Origin of the sequence: Oryzihumus leptocrescens (genome assembly GCF_006716205.1) — a bacterium.
Lineage (GTDB): Bacteria > Actinomycetota > Actinomycetes > Actinomycetales > Dermatophilaceae > Oryzihumus > Oryzihumus leptocrescens.
Genome location: NZ_VFOQ01000001.1, coordinates 2,390,399 through 2,408,356 on the forward strand (window position 1 = coordinate 2,390,399; position 17,958 = coordinate 2,408,356).

Sequence of the window (17,958 nt, forward strand, 5' to 3'; positions counted from 1 at the left end):
CCGTCACGGCTCGGGCTCACGTGCTCACCTCGTGCTCGTCGCGTTGGCGTTGCCGCCCTGGCCGGACGCCCCCTTGCCGGTGGTCGTCCGCGTCGTCGTCGTGGTCGTGCTTCCGTCGCTGTTGACCGTCGTGACCACCGTGGTCGTCACGCCGTTCTTCGTGGTCACCGCCGTGGTGCTCGCCGGCTGGGCGGGCGGCGTGGCGGAGGCAGCGGGCACCGGGGCCGCCGAAGCGACGGCCGGAGGCACCACGACCTGCCCGATCACGGTAAAGCCGGGCTGCGCCTTCGCCGGCTTCGCCACGCCGAACACGGCACCGTCCGAGAGCCGCAGGAACGCCGCAGACTGTGAGGGCACCATGCCCATCGACACGGCCTCGCGGGCCAGGTGCTGGGGCGAGGAGGCGGTCTCGATCTGCTGGGTCAGCGCGTCCTGGGTGTCGCTGAGCTCACCGGAGGTGGCCTGCAGGTCGTGCAGCGCGAAGGCGCCCTGGGCCAGGGTGGTGTTGAGCAGCAGCAGGCCGAGCAGGCCGGCGCTGAGCAGCAGCATGCACAGGACGGCGAAGCCGGCGCCCGGCTTCTTCGTCTCGGCGCCGCTGACCACCCGGAGGCTGGGCAGGGTGGGCTGGCGGCGTGGGGCGCGGACCCCGACCCGAGCGGCCGCGGCAGTCATCTGGCTCATGCGGTGTGTCCCTTCGTGGCCCGGGTGCGTTCGGCGGCCCGGAGCCGGGCCGAGGCTGCGCGGGGGTTGGCTTCGATCTCGGCGGCGCCGGGTTCCTCGGCGCCGCGGGTGAGCAGTCGCAGGTAGGCCGCGTGCTCGGGCAGCTCCACCGGCAGGCCGGCCGGGGTGCTGCTGCGTGCCCCGGCGGCGAGGACCCGCTTGGTCAGCCGGTCCTCCAGCGAGTGGTAGGACAGCACCGCGATCCGGCCGCCCAAGGCGAGGGCGTCGATCGCGGCGGGCAGCGCCGTCCCGATGGCCTCCAGCTCCTGGTTGACCTCGATGCGCAGCGCCTGGAAGGTGCGCTTGCCCGGGTGGCCGCCGCTCTTCTGCGAGGCCGCGGGCACCGCGGCGCGCAGCAGCTCGACGAGGCGCGCGGAGGTGGTGAACGGCTCCTTGGCGCGCTCGCGGACGATGGCACCCGCGATCCGGCGGGCGAAGCGCTCCTCGCCGTACTCCTTGAGGATGCGCTCGAGGTCGGCCGCGTCGTAGGTGTTGAGGACCTCCGCGGCGGTGATGCCCCGGGTCTGGTCCATGCGCATGTCCAGCGGCGCGTCCTGGGCGTAGGCGAAGCCGCGGTCGGCCTCGTCGAGCTGCAGCGAGGACACCCCGAAGTCGAAGAGCACCGCCTGCACCTGCGGCAGGTCCAGGTCGTCGAGGACGTCGGCGACCTCGTCGTAGACGGCGTGCACCGGGGTGAACCGGTCGCCGAACGCGGCCAACCGCTCCCCCGCCAGCTCCAGCGCCTCGGTGTCGCGGTCGATGCCGACCACCCGCGCGTTGGGGCAGCGCTGGAGCACCGCCTCGGCGTGCCCGCCCATGCCGAGGGTGCCGTCCACGTAGACCGAGCCCGGCTCGGCCAGCGCGGGCGCGAGCAGGTCCAGGATGCGGTCACGCAGGACGGGGACGTGCCGCTGCTCGGCGGTCCCTCGTGCGTTCATGGGTGGGGCTTCCTTCTCTTGGTATGACGGGTGGCTGGCTCGGGGTCAAGGCCCAGGTGGGTGGTCCTGCAGTCAGGTCTCCAACCGCTCCAAGGGGTGCGGCCCGGGGCCGGGGAAGGTGTCCCGGGACGCGAAGCGGGTGGAGACCTGGCAGCAGGGCCGGTGGCGGTCGGCCCTTCGATGGGTCAGAGGAGTCCGGGGATCACCTCCTCGGCCTGCTCGGCGAACGCCTGCTCGGTGCCCTCGAGGTAGGTGGCCCATGCGGTGCTGTCCCAGACCTCGACGCGGGAGCCGGCGCCGATGACGGTGCAGTCCCGGCTCAGGCCGGCGTACTCGCGCAGGGTCGCGGGGATGGTGACCCGGCCCTGCTTGTCGGGGATCTCGTCGGAGGCGCCGGAGAGGAAGACGCGCGCGTAGTCGCGGGCGGCCTTGCTGGTGACGGGCGCCTGCCGGATCGACTCGGCCACGCGGACGAACTCGTCCATGGGGAAGACGTAGAGGCAGCGCTCCTGCCCGCGGGTGACCACCAGGCCGCCGGCGAGGCGGTCCCGGAATTTGGCGGGGAGGAACAGCCGGCCCTTGTCGTCCAGCCGGGGGGTGTGCGTGCCGAGGAACACGGCGGCTCCTCCCCCCTGCGGCTGTCGCGGTGACCACTGCTCTCCTTGTCGCCCCACTTTACCCCACTCTCCTCCACCGCAAGCCGTTTTGACACAACACGCGGCTCGACTTCTGCCGGGTTTGCGCAGGTCAGCCGGGGTGGGGCGCGGTGGAGGAAAATCGGCCGCCCCGGCCCTCCGTCGCCGGGCGGCTCGCGGCGCGCCGTGCGGGCCACGCACGGGGAACATGACGAATCGGCATCGAACCGCGTCAGTGGTGGGGGACGTGGAGGGAAGTGGGGGCAGGATCGCCCCGGACCGAAGGGGGAATGAACTTTGAGCGGGAGCAGCGCCGCCGGCGGCGGTTTCGTGCAAGATCAGGACATGGACGTGGAGTCGGGGACCCAGGCGGGTGGCAACGACAGCCTCGAGCTGGTCGGAGACGTGGCCGGGCGGATCAGCACTGCCATGCAGTCGGTCATCGAGGGCAAGCCTGACGTCGTGACGACCGCGATCACCGTGCTGCTGGCCGGCGGGCACCTGCTCATCGAGGACGTGCCCGGCGTCGGCAAGACGATGCTGGCCAAGGCGCTGGCCCGCTCGATCGACTGCTCGGTGCGCCGGATCCAGTTCACCCCGGACCTGCTGCCCAGCGACATCACCGGCGTGAGCGTCTTCAACCAGGACCTGCGCGACTTCGAGTTCCGCCCGGGCGCGATCTTCGCCAACGTGGTGGTCGGCGACGAGATCAACCGCGCCTCGCCCAAGACCCAGTCGGCGATGCTGGAGTGCATGGAGGAGGGCCAGGTCACCGTCGACGGCCAGACCTACGAGCTGCACAAGCCGTTCATCGTCATGGCCACGCAGAACCCCATCGAGATGGAGGGCACCTACCCGCTGCCGGAGGCCCAGCGCGACCGGTTCATGGCGCGCATCTCCATGGGCTACCCCTCCCCCGCGGCCGAGGTGGCCATGCTGGAGTCCCACGGCGACACCTCGCCGCTGGACGACCTCGTGCCCGTCACGGACGGCGAGACGGTGGCCAAGCTCATCGAGACGGTCCGCACCCTGTGGACCAGCCCGGCGGTGAAGCAGTACGTCGTCGACCTCATCACCGCGACCCGCAGCACCCCGGCCCTGCGCCTCGGCGCCTCGCCGCGCGCGTCGCTGCACCTGCTGCGCAGCGCTCGGGCGCACGCCGCCCTTGCCGGGCGCGACCACGTGCTGCCCGACGACGTGCAGGCCCTGCTGGTGCCCGTGCTCGCGCACCGGCTCCTGCTCACCGGCGAGACCCAGCTCGCGCGGCGCACCCCCGCCGACGTGCTGCACGAGATCGTCCGCCGGGTCCCCGTCCCCGCAGCCGGTCGGTGACCGGCACGGCAGCACGACGCGCACCCAGCCCGATGACGAGCCCGAGGCGACCCCGATGACCCGGTTCAAGGACGTGCTCACGACCAGGGGCCGGGCCTTCGTCGCGGCCGGGCTGACGCTCGTGGTCACCGGTCTCGGGCTCGGCCTGGGCGACCTGACCCGGATCGGGGTGCTGCTGGTCGCCCTGACCGTGCTGGCGTCGCTGACCAGCCGCCGCGCCCTGCCGGAGCTGAGCGTGGACCGTCGGGTCCGGCCCGCGCGGCTGGCCGTGGACGAGGTGGCCACCGTCGAGGTCGAGTTCGGCAACACCGGCGCGCGACGCTCGCCGATCCTCATGGCCGAGGAGCGCGTCGACTACACCCTGGGCGACCGGCCCCGCTTCGTGCTGCCGCGCATGGCTCCGGGCGAGCGCCGCGTGGTCAGCTACGCGATCCGGTCGCACCTGCGCGGACGGCACCGCCTGGGGCCGCTGACCCTGCGCATCCGGGACCCGTTCGGGCTGTCCGCGCGGGCGGTGGCCCTGAGCTCGACCAGCGAGGTGCTCGTGCTCCCCCGCGTCGAGGAGCTGACCAGTGGCCGCGCCGGCGGCGAGGGGATCGGCGCCGAGGGCGTCATCCCGCACATGGTGGCGCTGCACGGCGAGGACGACGTGGCGATCCGCGAGTACCGCGATGGCGACGACCTGCGTCGCATCCACTGGCCGGCCACCGCCCATCAGGGCGAGCTCATGGTCCGCCAGGAGGACCGGCCCGCCCGGCGCCGGGCCGTGCTCGTGCTGGACTCGCGCGCCGCGGGCCACCGCGGCTCCGGGGCCTCCGGCTCATTCGAGTGGGCGGTCAGCGCGGTCGCCTCCGTCGCGGTGCACCTGGCCAACCACGGGTATGCCGTGCACCTGGTCAGTCACGAGTCGGTCACCGAAGGTCGCTCCGCCGAGATCATCGACGTGGACTCCGCCCTCGAGGCGCTTGCCCTGGCCGGCACGGACCCCGGCCCGACCCTCGACGACGTGCTGCACGCGGCCCACCCCCTGACCGCGGCCGGGGGCCTGGTCGTGGCGGTCGCCACCGACCACGACGAGGAGCTGCTGCGCCAGCTGCTGACCCTGCGCCAGCCGGGCGGTGTGGCACTGCTGCTGCTGCTCGACTCCGCCAGCTTCGCCCACGGGGGCAGCACCGGAGACAGCCGTGCCGAGGACCTCGCCGAGGTCGCCCGGGCCGCCGGGTGGGGCACCCGGGTGGTGCGCTCCGGGGAGTCGATCGCCCGGGCCTGGGCCGCGGTGTCGACCGGCTCGAGCCGGATCGGGGTGGGTGGGTGAGCGCGCGACCGGGCGAGGCCGCCCTCGCCGCCCTGGCCACCATCACCGCCATCTGGCCGGTGACCACGCTGCTGGACTCCGGCGAGTGGGTCCGCGGAGCCGTCGCCATGGTCCTCGTGGTCGCCCTGGTCGGCGTCGCCGCCCGCTCGGCCCGGCTGCGCGGCTGGCAGGTGGCCCTGGCGCAGGCCGTCGTAGCGGCGGTCGTGGCGGGCTGGCTCTACGGCCGCGGGCACCTGTGGCACGGACTGCCCGGCATCGAGACCGTGACGGCGTTCAACAGCCTGCTCGTCGACGCGCGCGGGACGATCGAGAGCTTCACCGCACCCGCACCGACCACACGTGGCCTGTCCCTGCTCGTCGGGCTGGTCGCCGGGGTGGTCGCCGTGGTCGTGGACTACCTCGCGGTCACCCGCCGGTCCGCGGCGATGGCCGGCCTGCCGCTCCTGGCCGCCTTCCTCGGCTCCTCCGCCAACAGCGGGTCCTCCCTGCACCCGGCGTTCTTCATCGCCCTGGCCGTCGTGTGGCTCGTGATGGTCGGCCGCCAGGGCACCGGGCTGGTGCGCCGGTGGAGCACCACCACTGCCACGCCCCTGACGCCGGTCAGCTCGGCGTCGTCCGTGGGCGACACCGGAGCGGCGGGCACCGCGACGCTCGGAAGGTCGCTCGGCGTGGTGGCGATCGCCGCTGCCCTCCTGGTGCCGCTGGCCCTCCCCCACCTGCCCACCCGGTTCCTGCTGTCGGGACTGGGCCGCAACGACGACAGCAGCGGCAGCGGTGGCAGCGTCGGCTTCAGCCAGAGCCTGGACCTGGCCCGCGACCTGGCCGACCGCAGCACCCGGCCCGTCCTGACCTACCGGACCACCGCGAGCGCGCCACCGCCACTGCGGGTGACGGTCAGCTCGACCTACGTGAACGGCAGCTGGCTGCCGCCGCGGCGCAGTGTCGACCGGACCGCCACGAGCGCGGACCCGTCGGTGCCGACGCCGACCGGGCTCGACCCGGCCGTGCCCAAGCGACGCGAGACGGTCAGCGTGCTGGGCAACCTGCTCGAGCCCCCGAACCTGGCGGCGCCCTACCCTCTGGCCGGGGCGGACCTCGGCGGGACCCGTTGGGGCCTCGACAACCGCACCCAGTCGCTGCTCGTCGCCGACCAGGTCTCCGGCTACGACCTGTCCTACTGGGACGTCGAGCCCACCGACAGCATGCTGCGCGTGGGGGTGCCCGGTGCCACCACGAACCGGGTCGTCGACCCCCGCGACCTGCAGGTCGACAGCCGCTCGGCCGCCCGGGTGCGCGCCCTCGCCGACGCGGTCACCAAGGGACGCACCAACGCCTACGACAAGGCCCTGGCCATCCAGGAGTTCCTGCGCAGCAACGGCGGGTTCACCTACTCCCTGACGCTGGCCCCGCCGGTCACCGACCAGTCCGGCCGCGTGCTGCCGCTCGACCCGCTGTCGCACTTCCTGGTCACGCGCCAGGGCTACTGCGTGCAGTTCTCCACCGCGATGATCATGATGGCGCGCGCGCAGGGCATCCCCGCGCGGATCGCGGTCGGCTTCCTGCCGGGCCACGTCGACCGCGGCCTCTGGACGGTCGCGGTCGCCGACGCCCACGCCTGGCCGGAGCTGTACCTCGACGGGATCGGCTGGCTGCGCTTCGAGCCGACGCCGGCCGCCCGCAGCGGTGCCGCGCCCATCTACGCCACCGTCCTGCCGGGCTCCAGCGCCGACGAGGGACGCCCCACCGACAACACCGCGAGCGGAAGCAGCTCCTCGACGCGCAAGCAGGACCTGCTCGAGCGCGCCAACGACGTGGCCACCCCGCAGACGGCGCTGCCCGGCGGCGGCGCGCGCGCCTCCTGGGTGGACCACCTGCCGCACGGGTGGTCGCTGGTGCTCCTCGCGGTGCTCCTCGGGCTCGTCGGCGCGGCCGCCGCCCCTGCAGGAGCGCTGTGGTCACGTCGGAGGCGGCTGCGCTCGGCTCCCGACGGCGCCGGCCGGGTCGAGGCGCAGTGGGTGGCGCTCACCGAACAGCTCGCCGACCTGGGCATGCCCGCGCCGCCGAGCCGGACCCCGCGCCAGCTGCATGACCACTACGTGCGCGAGGCCTACCTCGACCACGACGGCGAGCAGGCCCTCGGCCGGGTCCTCGGCACCCTGGAGCGGGCCCGCTACGCCCCGCCCCGCGCTGACGTCGTGGACGTGCGCCAGGACGCCCAGCGCGTCCTGCGGGCCGTGGCGCCGACCCGGCCGCTCTGGCTCCGGCTGCGCGCGGTGGTCATCCCCTCCGCCGGGACGGCCGAGGTGCGTCGCCTGCGCCGGCGAGCAGCGCGGGTCCTGGGCAGCCCGTTCCGGGCGGTGGCGGCACTGGTCCGGCGCCTGACCCAGCGCTGACACGCCTGCACCGGGTCGCCCGGACGCCCACCTGCACCGGGATCGCAGCAGCCCGACCTGCTCCCCCGGTCCGCTCAGGCGCTGACCTGGTCCTCCTGGCCGGTGAGGAACCCATGGGCGCGCAGCTGCCCCAACAGAGCCTCGACCCTGGCCCTCGCGGACCCGGAAGAACGCGGTGACCCCGACCGGCCTGCCGTTCCGGCCGGGGCCACCGGTACGAGGAAGAAGCCGCCCCAGGCCTCGACCTCGATCCGCATCCGCTCCAACGCCGGGGCGTCGGCGGTGTGGACAGTGCACAACGCGATGTCCCCGGCCCGCGTGGACTCCACGGCGCGGGCGCTCAGCCCCGCCAGGTCGGCCACCGGCGCGGGGGTCTGGGTCGCCTGGTCCGTGCGGCTGCCCTCGTCGCCGATCCGCCGGACCCGGCGGCCGAGGGACTGCAGGCGACAGGCGAGCTCGGCCGCCGTGGCTGTGGTCTCCGCACCGGGCTCACCCACCAGGACCACGGTCACGCCGCGTTCGGGCAGAGGCGGGTAGCGGCGCCGCAGCACCGAGGCGACCGCGGGCGGCGTGAACCAGGAGGGCAGGGCCTGGCCCCGGGCCAGGCGGCGCCGCACCTCGGTGCCCGAGATGACGCTGACCTGCGTGCCGGGCGGGACCTGGTCCACCGGCTCGTAGCTGTCGGTGTCCTCGACGTAGCCGAGCTGCGGGAAGGAGACCATCGAGACCGCGAGCTCGTCCTGGTGCCGGCGCACCAGCGCCTGCGCGGCATACGGGTCGTAGAAGGGACGGCCCAGGCTGTCCTGCCCCGGGCCGGCGTGGTCCCGGCCGACGATCATGTGGGTGGCGCCGAAGTTCTGCCGGATGATCGCGTGCCACAGGGCCTCCCGCGGCCCGCCCATGCGCATGGCCAGCGGCAGCAGGGCCAGGGTCGCCTGGCCGCTGCGGTAGGTCGGCAGCAGGCTCTCGTAGCAGGCGACCCGGGTGGCCACGTCGACGTCGCCGGGCTTGGTGGGGCCGACGACCGGGTGGATGAGCAGGTGGGCCCCCGTCTCCCGCGCCGCCCGCAGGGTCAGCTCCTGATGCGCGCGGTGCATCGGGTTGCGGGTGTTGAAGGCGACCACCCGGGTGATGCCGAGCCGGTCGAAGTGGGCGCGCAGGCCGGCCGGGGTGAACCGCGGCCCCGCCGCGTCGAGGGTCCGCGCGGACGGCAGCACCTCGAGCCGGCCGGCGAGGTACCACCGGTGCGCGCGGTAGAGCAGGTGGTCGACGCTGGGGTGCGCCGGGTCGCAGCGGCCGAACACCGCCTCGGCCTCCAGCTGCGGGTCCGCCCGCCAGGCCTCGTGCACGCCGAGCACCGCGAGCAGCTGCCCGTCGTCGTCGCGCAGGGCCAGGTGCCCCCACACCAGCGCCGCGTCGCGGGTGCGGTCGTCCACGTCCAGGGTCACCGGGATCGGCCACAGCGTGCCGTCCGCGAGGCGCATCCGCTCGCAGACCGACGCGTGGTCGGCCCGGCCGAGGAAGCCGGTCAGCGGGGAGAAGGCACCGCAGGCCAGCAGGTCAAGGTCGCAGCGTTGCCGCTCGGTGAGGACCCAGGACGGCCACCGGTCCCCCATCGCCAAGAGCTCGGCCGCGCGGGCCTCGTCGACCACCAGGTCGACCAGCTTCCCGCCGTGCGGAGGCGCCAGGCCCCGGTCCCCGTGCATCCTGCCTCCGTCGTCGTCGAGCGCGTCGTGCGCCGATTGTCACGGGCCGTCACGGTCGGGCGCCTCCGTCGTTCGACGGAGGACGACGAAGCGCCCGCCACCCCTTCGGGGGTGACGGGCGCTTCGGTGGCTGCGGGTCAGTCTAGGTAGTCGCGCAGGACCTGCGAACGCGACGGGTGGCGCAGCTTGGACATCGTCTTGGACTCGATCTGGCGGATCCGCTCGCGGGTCACGCCGTAGACCTTGCCGATCTCGTCGAGGGTCTTGGGCTGGCCGTCGGTCAGGCCGAAGCGCATCGAGACCACACCGGCCTCCCGCTCGGAGAGGGTGTCCAGGACCGAGTGCAGCTGCTCCTGCAACAGGGTGAAGGAGACCGCGTCGGCCGGGACGACCGCCTCGGAGTCCTCGATGAGGTCACCGAACTCGCTGTCGCCGTCCTCGCCGAGCGGGGTGTGCAGCGAGATGGGCTCGCGGCCGTACTTCTGGACCTCGACGACCTTCTCGGGGGTCATGTCGAGCTCCTTGGCGAGCTCCTCCGGGGTGGGCTCCCGGCCGAGGTCCTGCAGCATCTGGCGCTGGACGCGGGCGAGCTTGTTGATGACCTCGACCATGTGCACCGGGATGCGGATGGTGCGGGCCTGGTCGGCCATCGCGCGGGTGATCGCCTGGCGGATCCACCACGTCGCGTAGGTCGAGAACTTGTAGCCCTTGGTGTAGTCGAACTTCTCGACCGCGCGGATCAGGCCGAGGTTGCCCTCCTGGATCAGGTCCAGGAAGAGCATGCCGCGACCGGTGTAGCGCTTGGCCAGGGAGACGACCAGACGCAGGTTGGCCTCGAGCAGGTGGTTCTTGGCCTTCTTGCCGTCCTGGGCGATCCACCACAGCTCACGCTTGAGCTTCATGTCGATCTTGTCGCCGGAGTTGAGCTTCTCCTCGGCGAACAGGCCGGCCTCGATGCGCTTGGCGAGCTCGACCTCCTGCTCGGCGTTGAGCAGGGCGACCTTGCCGATCTGCTTGAGGTAGTCCTTGACCGGGTCCGCGGTCGCACCGGCGGTGACGACCTGCTGCGCCGGGGCGTCCTCCTCGTCGTCGTCGCGGATGACGAAGCCGGCCTCCTCGGACTCCTCCTCCGCCTCGGCCTTGGCGGGGGCCTCGGCGTCCTCGGCGCCCTCCTCGGCGGCAGCCTCGGGCTCGTCCTCGACCGCGACGTCCTCGAGCTCGCTCTCGTCGACGTCGGTCGGCTCCTCGTCGACGTCGACGGCCTCCTCGACCCCCTCGGCAGCGGTCTCGGCGCCGGCCTTCTTGGCCGCGGCCTTCTTGGTGGTGGCCTTCTTCGCGGCCGCCTTCTTGGCGGGCGCGGCGGCCGCAGCAGCGGCGGCCTTGGGCGTCGCCGCCTTGGCGGCCGTCCTGGTGGCCGCGGGCTTGGCGGCGGTCTTCGTGGCCCCGGCGGCCTTCTTGGCGGGGGCCTTCTTCGTTGCCTTGGCCGTGGTGGTGCGGCGGGCGGAGGTGGCGGCGACCGCACGGTGCGCGGTGGCGGTGTCGAGGGTGACGCTGATCCCCTGCTCCTCCAGCGAGCGCAGGACGGCCTTCATCCGCTTGGGCTCCACCTCGGCACCGAGGAGGGCGTCGCGCAGCTGGCTGCTGTCGACCGAGCCGTGGGCGTTGCCGATCGCCAGGAGCTCCTGGAGGGCGGGGTGGGAGAACTCAGCCGGCAGCGGGCGCGCAGGGCGCTCCGCCGACGGGACGGGGTGGGCGTTCGACACAGGCGACACCGACTACCTTTCGTCGCGACTCTGGTGCACCGCAGGTCAGATCAGCTCCGGAAGCGGTGCCGACGGAGACCGAGGACGTTGCGGGAAGTTCGTGGTGACCGGATCGGCGGCGGCATCTCCGGTCGTGCAGATGAACATTGTAAAACGTCGGAGGTCATGCCCGCGCCCCGAGTGCCCGAAATCCGCGCCACGACAACGTTGCACACCGCCTCCGACCAGCAACAACGCTCGAGGCGGGCCGATCCTTCCCGCCCCTCACGGTGCGCAACCCGGGGCGAGTCGCGCCGCCGCGCCCCTCAGCCCTCGGTCGGCGCCTTGACCGCCAGGACCGGGCACGGAGCGTCCAGCAGGATGCGCTGGGCGTTGGAGCCGAGGATGAGCTTGCCGACCGGGGTGCGCCGACGCAGCCCGATCACGATGAAGTCGGCCTCGACCTCCTCGGCCGCGGCGATCAGGTCCTCGGCGGGCTCGTTGCCACGCACCAGCTGGCGCACCTCGTGCTCGACCCCCACGTCGTCGAGCTGGGCCTGGACCCCGCGCAGCTCCTCGTCGAACCGGGTCGCCTCGTCGGCGTCCAGGTCCTTGCCGCCGCGGTTGGAGTTGATGACGATCAGCCGGGTGCGCCGCAGCAGGCACTCCTCGGCGGCACGGCGCAACGCCGCTCGCCCCTCCTTCGTCGGCACGTAGCCCACAACGACGGCCACCTGAACCTCCTCGTCCAGTCGCGCAGCGCCTGCTGCTCCGTGCGGCGACCGTACCGGATATCAGCGGGCGCGTCGTGAGGACGGTGACACCTCGCCGAGTGCCTCGCGCAGGATCTGCCCGACCTGCCCGATCTCGATGAGGAAGCCGTCGTGGCCGTAGTCCGAGCGAACCCGGTGCGCCGGGCCGACGGCGGCCGGGGCGGTCGCGATCTCGTCGGACAGCCGCGGCGGGTAGAGCCGGTCGGAGTCGACACAGGCGACGGTGAGCCGGGCGGTCACCCGCTCCAGGGCGGCCTGCCAGCCACCGCGGCCGCGGCCCACGTCATGGGAGTTCATGGCCTCGGTGAGCACGAGGTAGGAGTTCGCGTCGAAGCGCCGGGCCAGCTTGTCCGCGTGGTGGTCCAGGTAGCTCTCGACCGCGAACCGACCACCGCCGCCGAGCGGCTGCTCCTCCCCCTGCGGGTGTCGCCCGAAGCGCTCGGCCAGCTCGTGCTCGCTGCGGTAGGTCACGTGCGCGATCCGGCGCGCGAGACCCAGCCCGGCGTCCGGGCCGACCGGGTGGCCGTAGTAGTCCCCGCCCCGGAAGCGCGGGTCCTGCCGGATGGCCAGCAGCTGCGGCTGGCACCAGGCGATCTGCTCGGCGGTGGCGTAGGCGCCGCTGGCCAGCACGATGCAGGCCTCCACCCGGTCGGGGTGCGTCACGGCCCACTCCAGCGCCCGCATGCCGCCCATGGACCCGCCGAGGACGGCCGCCCAGCGCTCGACGCCCAGCGCGTCGGCCAGGCGGGCCTCGACCTCGACCTGGTCGCGGACGGTGACGTAGGGGAAGCGGCTGCCCCAGGGTCGCCCGTCGGGGTCGGCGCTGGCCGGGCCGGTGGTGCCCTGGCACCCGCCGAGGACGTTGCTGGCGACGACGAGGAACCGGTTGGTGTCCAGCGGCCGACCCGGACCGATCAGCCCGTCCCACCAGCCCGGCGTGGGGTGGCCCGCGCCCGCCGGTCCGGCGACGTGGCTGTCCCCGGTGAGGGCGTGCTCGACGAGGATGGCGTTGTCACGTGCGGCGTTGAGCCGGCCCCACGTCTCGTAGGCCACCCGCACCTCCGGCAGCGAGCCGCCGGCCTCGAGGGTCAGACCCCCGACATCGAGGTGCCGACGGCCGGGGCCGGTCGTGGCGCGCAGCGGGTCGGAGATGACGGTCACGGCGGCTCCCTGGTAGGTCGTCAGGGCCCGGCCGGGCCCGCGCTTGCCACCTGTGGTCCAGGTGGCCCGGTCATCACCCGGGGCACCCCACCGCGGTGGAGGGTTGCCGTCCAGCAAGCCGGGGCTACGCGCTGGAGCTCATGACCTGCGCGACACTGTACGCCTGACGTCCCGTCGACCCGACCGCCCGTCCGCGTGCTGGACCCCCTGTCGACGGGGCCGCACGGCTCAGGCGGAGGCGCGGTCCGGCCGGATCGCGAGGTCGACCATGCGCGCCAGCAGCGCGGCGAGCCGGTAGCCGGGGTCGAAGGCCAGCGCCCGGTCCAGCGCGACACGGGTGAGCGCGCCGTCGCCGCGCCACCAGGTCAGGTTGGCCAGCACGGTGAGGGCCGCGACCGCCCACTCGTCGGGAAGGACCCCGCACAGGGCCACCAGCCTGGCCTCGACCCGGCGCTGTGCGGTGACCTCGGCGGCGTCCGGCTCCCCACGCCCCCAGCCACGCACGGGCAGGAGGCGGCGCAGCTGCTCACGCAGGCCCGGGTCGACCAGGTCCAGCTCGAGGGTGCCGGGACACAGCCACGCGACCAGCGCGTCACGCAGGTGCACGTCGACCAGCGAGCACGCCGCCAGGGCCAGGTCACCCGGCGGCAGGTCGGTGACCGCCGGGGCCGCGTCGTCCTCACGCAGCAGCTCGGCCCACACGGCGAGCGCCCGCGCCCGCTGCTTCTCCAGGTCGGGTTGGTGCTCGTCGTGGCCGTCCGTCACCACCTGGAGCCACTCCTGCGCGCAGGCCCGCACCGCGCGGGTCAGCAGCGGGTGGGACCCCGGCTGCAGGCTGGCCACGAGGGCCTCCCTGTCGACCAGCGGCGCCACCTCCATGCCCACGAAGTCGGCCACCGCCGGCACCTCGTGGTCGGGCGGCAGGAGCGTGCCCGCCGTGGGGCAGCACGCCTCGCTGGTGCAGTCGAGGGCGAACCAGCGCCCCGCCCGCACCACGAGACGGTCCGCCACCGGCAGCCCCATCTCGTCACAGGCGTCGTCGAGCGCATCGAGCATCGGCGAGGACGCCCCCTCGGTGTCCTCGTAGCCGATCAGCAGGGCCGACTCGGGCCTGTCCGCGGCCAGCGGCGCTGCCATGGCCGCGACCGCCTCGTCGAGGTGCTCGTGCGGCGGAAGGTCGAGCCGCTGCACCAGACCCATGCGGCGGCCGTGGAGGCTGACCACCACGACGCTGTCACGCGGGTGGTAACCGAGCTGGTAGGGCAGGACGGCCAGCACGTCGGCCGGCCCCCGGAGGTGCAGTGTCGTCGTCATGACCCGAGCGTGCGGGCGACCGCCCGGCATCGACAGGCGCTGCCGCGCGCCTGTGGACGGTGGGACGAACGGCGGAGGGCTTGTGGACAACGACGACGGCGCCACGACCCCGGCGGGTCAGCCGACGACGTCCCCGGGCACCGTCCGGCGGCGCTGCTCCTCCCACGCGAGGAAGGCCTCGGTCTCGTTGACCACGGTGGTCGCGATCCAGGACACGACGACGGCGTCGTCGGCCAGGCCGAACAGGCCGAGCAACGCCTCCGGCGCGAGGTCGATCGGTGACACGACGTAGGCGACCGCCCCGACCAGGAGCGCCAGGCGACCCAGGCTCGTCCCGGCATACTCGCCGCGCGCGGTGGCGCGGACCAGCCGCGGCAGGCTGGACAGCCGTGTCCCCATCCCCGGGCTGCCGGGGCGGGTGACGGCGCGCAGGGCGCGGGCGATGTTACGGAAGGCGCCCCAGCGCAGGGCGGTGGCAGTGCTCACGGGGACTCCCCTCTGCGGGCGCGACGGGCCCGCCGGTGGTGGGACGGTGCCGGTATGACGTGTGGCTGCGGGCGGCGGTTCCGGCACCACCGCCCGCGGCGGCTCAGGAGCCCAGCTGGCGGGACCGGCGCGGGAACTCGTGGCGGGAGTGGTCGGCGATCCGCTTGAGCAGGTAGGTGTCCAGGCCGGCGCCGACGACGCCGCCGACGAGCGGCACCGCCTTGCCGAAGCGGGTCAGGGTCTTCTTGCCCACCTGGGTCAGCAGCCGGAAGCCCACCGCCTTGTTGACCACCATCAGGGCCGGGCCGGGCAGCTGCTGCGCGGCCAGGTTGGCCAGGCGCCCGGTCTTGGTCAGGCCGGCCTTGGACAGCAGGTCGTCGGCGTCGGCGCCGACGAGCGCCAGCAGGACCGCCGACCGGACCTCGGGCTGGCGGATGTCGTAGCCCCGGGCGGAGGCGATCCCGGCGACCATGCGCGTCGCGACGAGGTAGAACTCGAGCACGTTGGCCGGCAGCGCGACGGGGAGCGTGACGAAACCGCCTAGGCTGGTGACGAAGCCGCCGGCCGCGCCCATCTTCAGGTGCAGGCGCACGATCGCGTCCACGGCACCCTCGACGTCGGCGTGGTCGGTGAGGGCGACGTCGGCGACCTTCTGGGCCGAGTCGAACGGGCCCTTGCCGTCGATCCCGACGTCGAGCAGCCGCTCGACCATCCGTGCCGCGGTGCCGCCGAGGGCGGTCTCGTCCACCACCGGCTCGGGCGCCCCGGCCGGCAGGACCACCTCGCCTCCGGCGGTGCCGATGCTGCTGTCCCTGTCGAAGATGCCCACCTGGTCTCCTCACGTCGACTGTCGGACCATCCTGCCAGCATGGGCTCATGCTGCTCGCCGAGGTGGTCGCCACGTCCGCCGCCGTGGCCGCCACGGCGTCGCGCAACGCCAAGGTGGGGCTGCTGGCCGACCTGCTCCGCCGCACCCCGGCCACTGACGTGGCCGTGGTGGCGCGGCTGCTCTCCGGTCAGCTGCGCCAGCGACGCACCGGCATCGAGCTCGCCGGCTGGCGCGACCTGCCGGAGGCCGCGCCGGTGGCCACGGTCACGGTCGGCGAGCTCGACGCCACGATGCAACGGGCCAGCGAGCTCTCCGGCCCGGGCTCGGCCACGACGCGGGCACAGCTGGTGGCCGAGCTGCTCGGCCGGCTCACCGCGGCCGAGCAGGTGTTCCTCGTCGGCGTGCTGCGCGAGGGGCTGCGCCAGGGCGCCGGGGAGTCCCTCGTGCTCGCGGCGACCGCCCGGGCCGCGGGGGCGCCCGAGACGGAGGTACGCCGGGCCGTGACGGTGAGCGGCAACCTCGCCGCGGTGGCCGAGGCCGCCCTGACCCGGGGACCGGCGGCCCTGGCCGGGTTCAGCCTCACCGTCGGGCAGGGCGTTGGGCCGATGCTCGCGGCCTCGGGCAAGGACCTCGGCGCCGCCCTGGGGCGCACCGGCCCCGCGGGCGTGGAGTGGAAGCTCGACGGCATCCGCGCCCAGCTGCACCGCGACGGCTCCGACGTGCGCGTACTGACCCGCTCGCTGGAGGACATCACCGACCGGGTGCCGGAGGTCGTCGAGGCCGTGGCCGCCCTGCCGCTGGACCGGGCCATCCTCGACGGTGAGCTGATCGCGCTGCGCCCCGATGGCCGGCCCCGGCCCTTCCAGGAGACCGGGGGCCGCACCGCCAGCCGGGTCGACCCGGAGGCGGGCCGGCGGGCCACCCCGCTCACGGCATACCTGTTCGACGTCCTGCACCTGCAGGGGCAGGACCTCATCGACGAGCCCGGCGACGTGCGCCGCGCGGCCCTCGAGCAGGCGGTCCCGGGCGGGCTGCTCACCCCGCGCCTGGCCGTGCCCGACCCGGGCGACCCGGCCCAGGTGGCCGCAGCGCGCGCGTTCGCCGACGACGCGCTGGCACGCGGGCACGAGGGCGTGGTGGTCAAGGCCGACGCGGCGACCTACGACATGGGCCGGCGCGGCTCGGGCTGGGTCAAGGTCAAGCCGGTGCACACCCTCGACCTGGTGATCCTTGCCGCCGAGCGCGGTTCGGGCCGCCGTTCGGGGTGGCTGAGCAACCTGCACCTCGGCGCCCGCGACCCGCACGGCCGGTTCGGCCCGCCCGGGGGCTTCGTCATGCTCGGCAAGACGTTCAAGGGGCTGACCGACGAGACGCTGCGGTGGCAGACCGAGGTGCTCCCCCGCCACGCCGACGGCCCCACCGACGGCTACGTCGTGCGGCTGCGCCCCGAGGTGGTCGTCGAGATCGCCTTCGACGGGGTGCAGGCCTCGAGCCGCTACCCCGCCGGGCTGGCCCTGCGCTTCGCCCGCGTGGTGCGGCATCGGCCGGACAAGTCAGCCGCTGAGGCCGACGTCGTCGAAGCGGTCGAGGCCTTCGCAGCGTCATAACACAGCGTTATGCTGTCCATAATCCGAACCGCAGGCCGGAGGGCTTGTTCTCCCCTGACACGATGAGGGTCGAGGGGCTCCCCCTCCCGCGTTGACCTGTCCGCCCACCGACATCCGGAGGTGCCTCTCATGGCTCTGCCCATCGACGACAACCCGCAGTTCAAGGAGTACGCCCACCCCGAGCGGCTCGTGTCCACGCAGTGGCTCGCCGACCACCTCGGGCAGGACGGCCTCGTCGTCGTGGAGTCCGACGAGGACGTCCTCCTGTACGACACCGGCCACATCCCGGGCTCGGTCAAGGTGGACTGGCACAACGACCTCAACGACCCGCTGACCCGCGACTACGTCGACGGTGCGCGGTTCGCCGAGGTCCTGGGCCAGCGCGGCATCGGCCGGGACACCACCGTGGTCATCTACGGCGACAAGAACAACTGGTGGGCCGCCTACGCCCTGTGGGTGTTCTCCCTGTTCGGCCACGAGGACGTGCGCCTGCTCGACGGCGGCCGCGCCAAGTGGATCGCCGAGGGTCGCGAGCTGACCCGCGACGTGCCGACGGCCACCCCGGTCGGCTACCCCGTGATCGAGCGCGACGACAGCGTCATCCGCGCCTTCAGGGACCAGGTCCTCGCCCACCTGGGCCAGCCGCTGGTCGACGTGCGCTCCCCCGGTGAGTACTCCGGCGAGCTGCTGCACATGCCCGACTACCCGCAGGAGGGCGCGGTCCGCGGCGGCCACATCCCCGGCGCCAAGTCGGTGCCGTGGGCCCGGGCCGCCGCCGAGGACGGCACGTTCAAGAACCGCGCCGACCTCGAGGCGATCTACCTGGAGGAGCAGGGCCTGAAGCCCACTGACGACGTGGTGGCCTACTGCCGCATCGGCGAGCGCTCCTCGCACACGTGGTTCGTGCTGACCCACCTGCTCGGCTTCGAGAAGGTCCGCAACTACGACGGGTCCTGGACCGAGTGGGGCAACGCGGTGCGCGTGCCCGTCGAGAAGTGACGTGGGGC

Annotated in this window: 15 protein-coding genes and 1 riboswitch; of the genes, 5 read left to right on the plus strand and 10 right to left on the minus strand. The window is 73.9% G+C overall.

Annotated features, from left to right (window positions below):
* Window positions 1-24: 24 nt before the first annotated feature.
* The 3 genes from ftsL to mraZ form a co-directional block, all read right to left on the minus strand.
* Window positions 25-681, minus strand: a complete 657-nt coding sequence (gene ftsL / locus FB474_RS11240) for a cell division protein FtsL (RefSeq protein ID WP_141788723.1) — start codon at window positions 679-681, stop codon at window positions 25-27.
* Window positions 678-1,658 carry a 16S rRNA (cytosine(1402)-N(4))-methyltransferase RsmH gene (rsmH, locus tag FB474_RS11245; RefSeq protein WP_141788724.1) on the minus strand — a complete coding sequence of 327 codons (981 nt, stop codon included), beginning with the start codon at window positions 1,656-1,658 and terminating at the stop codon, window positions 678-680. The genes ftsL and rsmH overlap by 4 nt, the downstream gene beginning before the upstream one ends.
* 185 nt (window positions 1,659-1,843) lie before the next feature.
* Window positions 1,844-2,275: a division/cell wall cluster transcriptional repressor MraZ gene (gene mraZ / locus FB474_RS11250; protein WP_141788725.1), complete on the minus strand. Its 432-nt coding sequence runs from the start codon at window positions 2,273-2,275 to the stop codon at window positions 1,844-1,846.
* A gap of 363 nt (window positions 2,276-2,638) precedes the next feature.
* Between mraZ and FB474_RS11255 the strand changes: the two genes are divergently transcribed.
* From FB474_RS11255 to FB474_RS11265, 3 genes are read left to right on the plus strand one after another with little or no spacing between them, the layout of a single operon-like run.
* Window positions 2,639-3,625 carry an AAA family ATPase gene (locus FB474_RS11255; protein WP_141788726.1) on the plus strand — a complete coding sequence of 329 codons (987 nt, stop codon included), beginning with the start codon at window positions 2,639-2,641 and terminating at the stop codon, window positions 3,623-3,625.
* Between the two features lie 55 nt (window positions 3,626-3,680).
* Complete coding sequence (locus tag FB474_RS11260; protein WP_141788727.1) at window positions 3,681-4,940, plus strand: DUF58 domain-containing protein; 1,260 nt, start codon at window positions 3,681-3,683, stop codon at window positions 4,938-4,940.
* The gene (locus FB474_RS11265; protein ID WP_141788728.1) at window positions 4,937-7,333 is read left to right on the plus strand and encodes a transglutaminase TgpA family protein; all 2,397 of its coding nucleotides are present in this window, start codon (window positions 4,937-4,939) and stop codon (window positions 7,331-7,333) included. Before FB474_RS11260 ends, FB474_RS11265 begins: the two co-directional genes overlap by 4 nt.
* A 74-nt stretch (window positions 7,334-7,407) precedes the next feature.
* Here the strand turns inward: FB474_RS11265 and sat are convergent, their stop codons facing one another.
* The 7 genes from sat to FB474_RS11300 form a co-directional block, all read right to left on the minus strand.
* Window positions 7,408-9,039 carry a sulfate adenylyltransferase gene (gene sat, locus FB474_RS11270; RefSeq protein WP_141788729.1) on the minus strand — a complete coding sequence of 544 codons (1,632 nt, stop codon included), beginning with the start codon at window positions 9,037-9,039 and terminating at the stop codon, window positions 7,408-7,410.
* A 137-nt stretch (window positions 9,040-9,176) separates the two neighbouring features.
* Window positions 9,177-10,802: an RNA polymerase sigma factor gene (locus FB474_RS11275; RefSeq protein WP_141789949.1), complete on the minus strand. Its 1,626-nt coding sequence runs from the start codon at window positions 10,800-10,802 to the stop codon at window positions 9,177-9,179.
* Between the two features lie 305 nt (window positions 10,803-11,107).
* Window positions 11,108-11,515 (minus strand): universal stress protein, encoded by a 408-nt coding sequence (locus FB474_RS11280; RefSeq protein WP_141788730.1) that lies wholly within the window; start codon window positions 11,513-11,515, stop codon window positions 11,108-11,110.
* A 60-nt stretch (window positions 11,516-11,575) separates the two neighbouring features.
* A complete protein-coding gene (gene metX, locus FB474_RS11285; protein ID WP_141788731.1) occupies window positions 11,576-12,715 on the minus strand; it encodes a homoserine O-acetyltransferase MetX in 1,140 nt (379 codons plus the stop codon).
* A gap of 34 nt (window positions 12,716-12,749) precedes the next feature.
* Window positions 12,750-12,861: riboswitch (SAM riboswitch) on the minus strand.
* An 82-nt stretch (window positions 12,862-12,943) separates the two neighbouring features.
* Window positions 12,944-14,029, minus strand: a complete 1,086-nt coding sequence (locus FB474_RS11290; protein ID WP_185746124.1) for a DUF4192 domain-containing protein — start codon at window positions 14,027-14,029, stop codon at window positions 12,944-12,946.
* Between the two features lie 117 nt (window positions 14,030-14,146).
* Complete coding sequence (locus FB474_RS11295; RefSeq protein WP_246092142.1) at window positions 14,147-14,515, minus strand: YkvA family protein; 369 nt, start codon at window positions 14,513-14,515, stop codon at window positions 14,147-14,149.
* A gap of 103 nt (window positions 14,516-14,618) precedes the next feature.
* Window positions 14,619-15,344: an EcsC family protein gene (locus tag FB474_RS11300; RefSeq protein ID WP_342778121.1), complete on the minus strand. Its 726-nt coding sequence runs from the start codon at window positions 15,342-15,344 to the stop codon at window positions 14,619-14,621.
* A gap of 47 nt (window positions 15,345-15,391) precedes the next feature.
* On the opposite strand from FB474_RS11300, the gene FB474_RS11305 reads away from it, so the two are divergent.
* On the plus strand, window positions 15,392-16,951 hold the full coding sequence (locus FB474_RS11305; RefSeq protein ID WP_141788733.1) for an ATP-dependent DNA ligase: 1,560 nt from the start codon (window positions 15,392-15,394) through the stop codon (window positions 16,949-16,951).
* Between the two features lie 129 nt (window positions 16,952-17,080).
* Complete coding sequence (locus FB474_RS11310; protein WP_141788734.1) at window positions 17,081-17,950, plus strand: sulfurtransferase; 870 nt, start codon at window positions 17,081-17,083, stop codon at window positions 17,948-17,950.
* The last annotated feature ends 8 nt before the right edge of the window (window positions 17,951-17,958 follow it).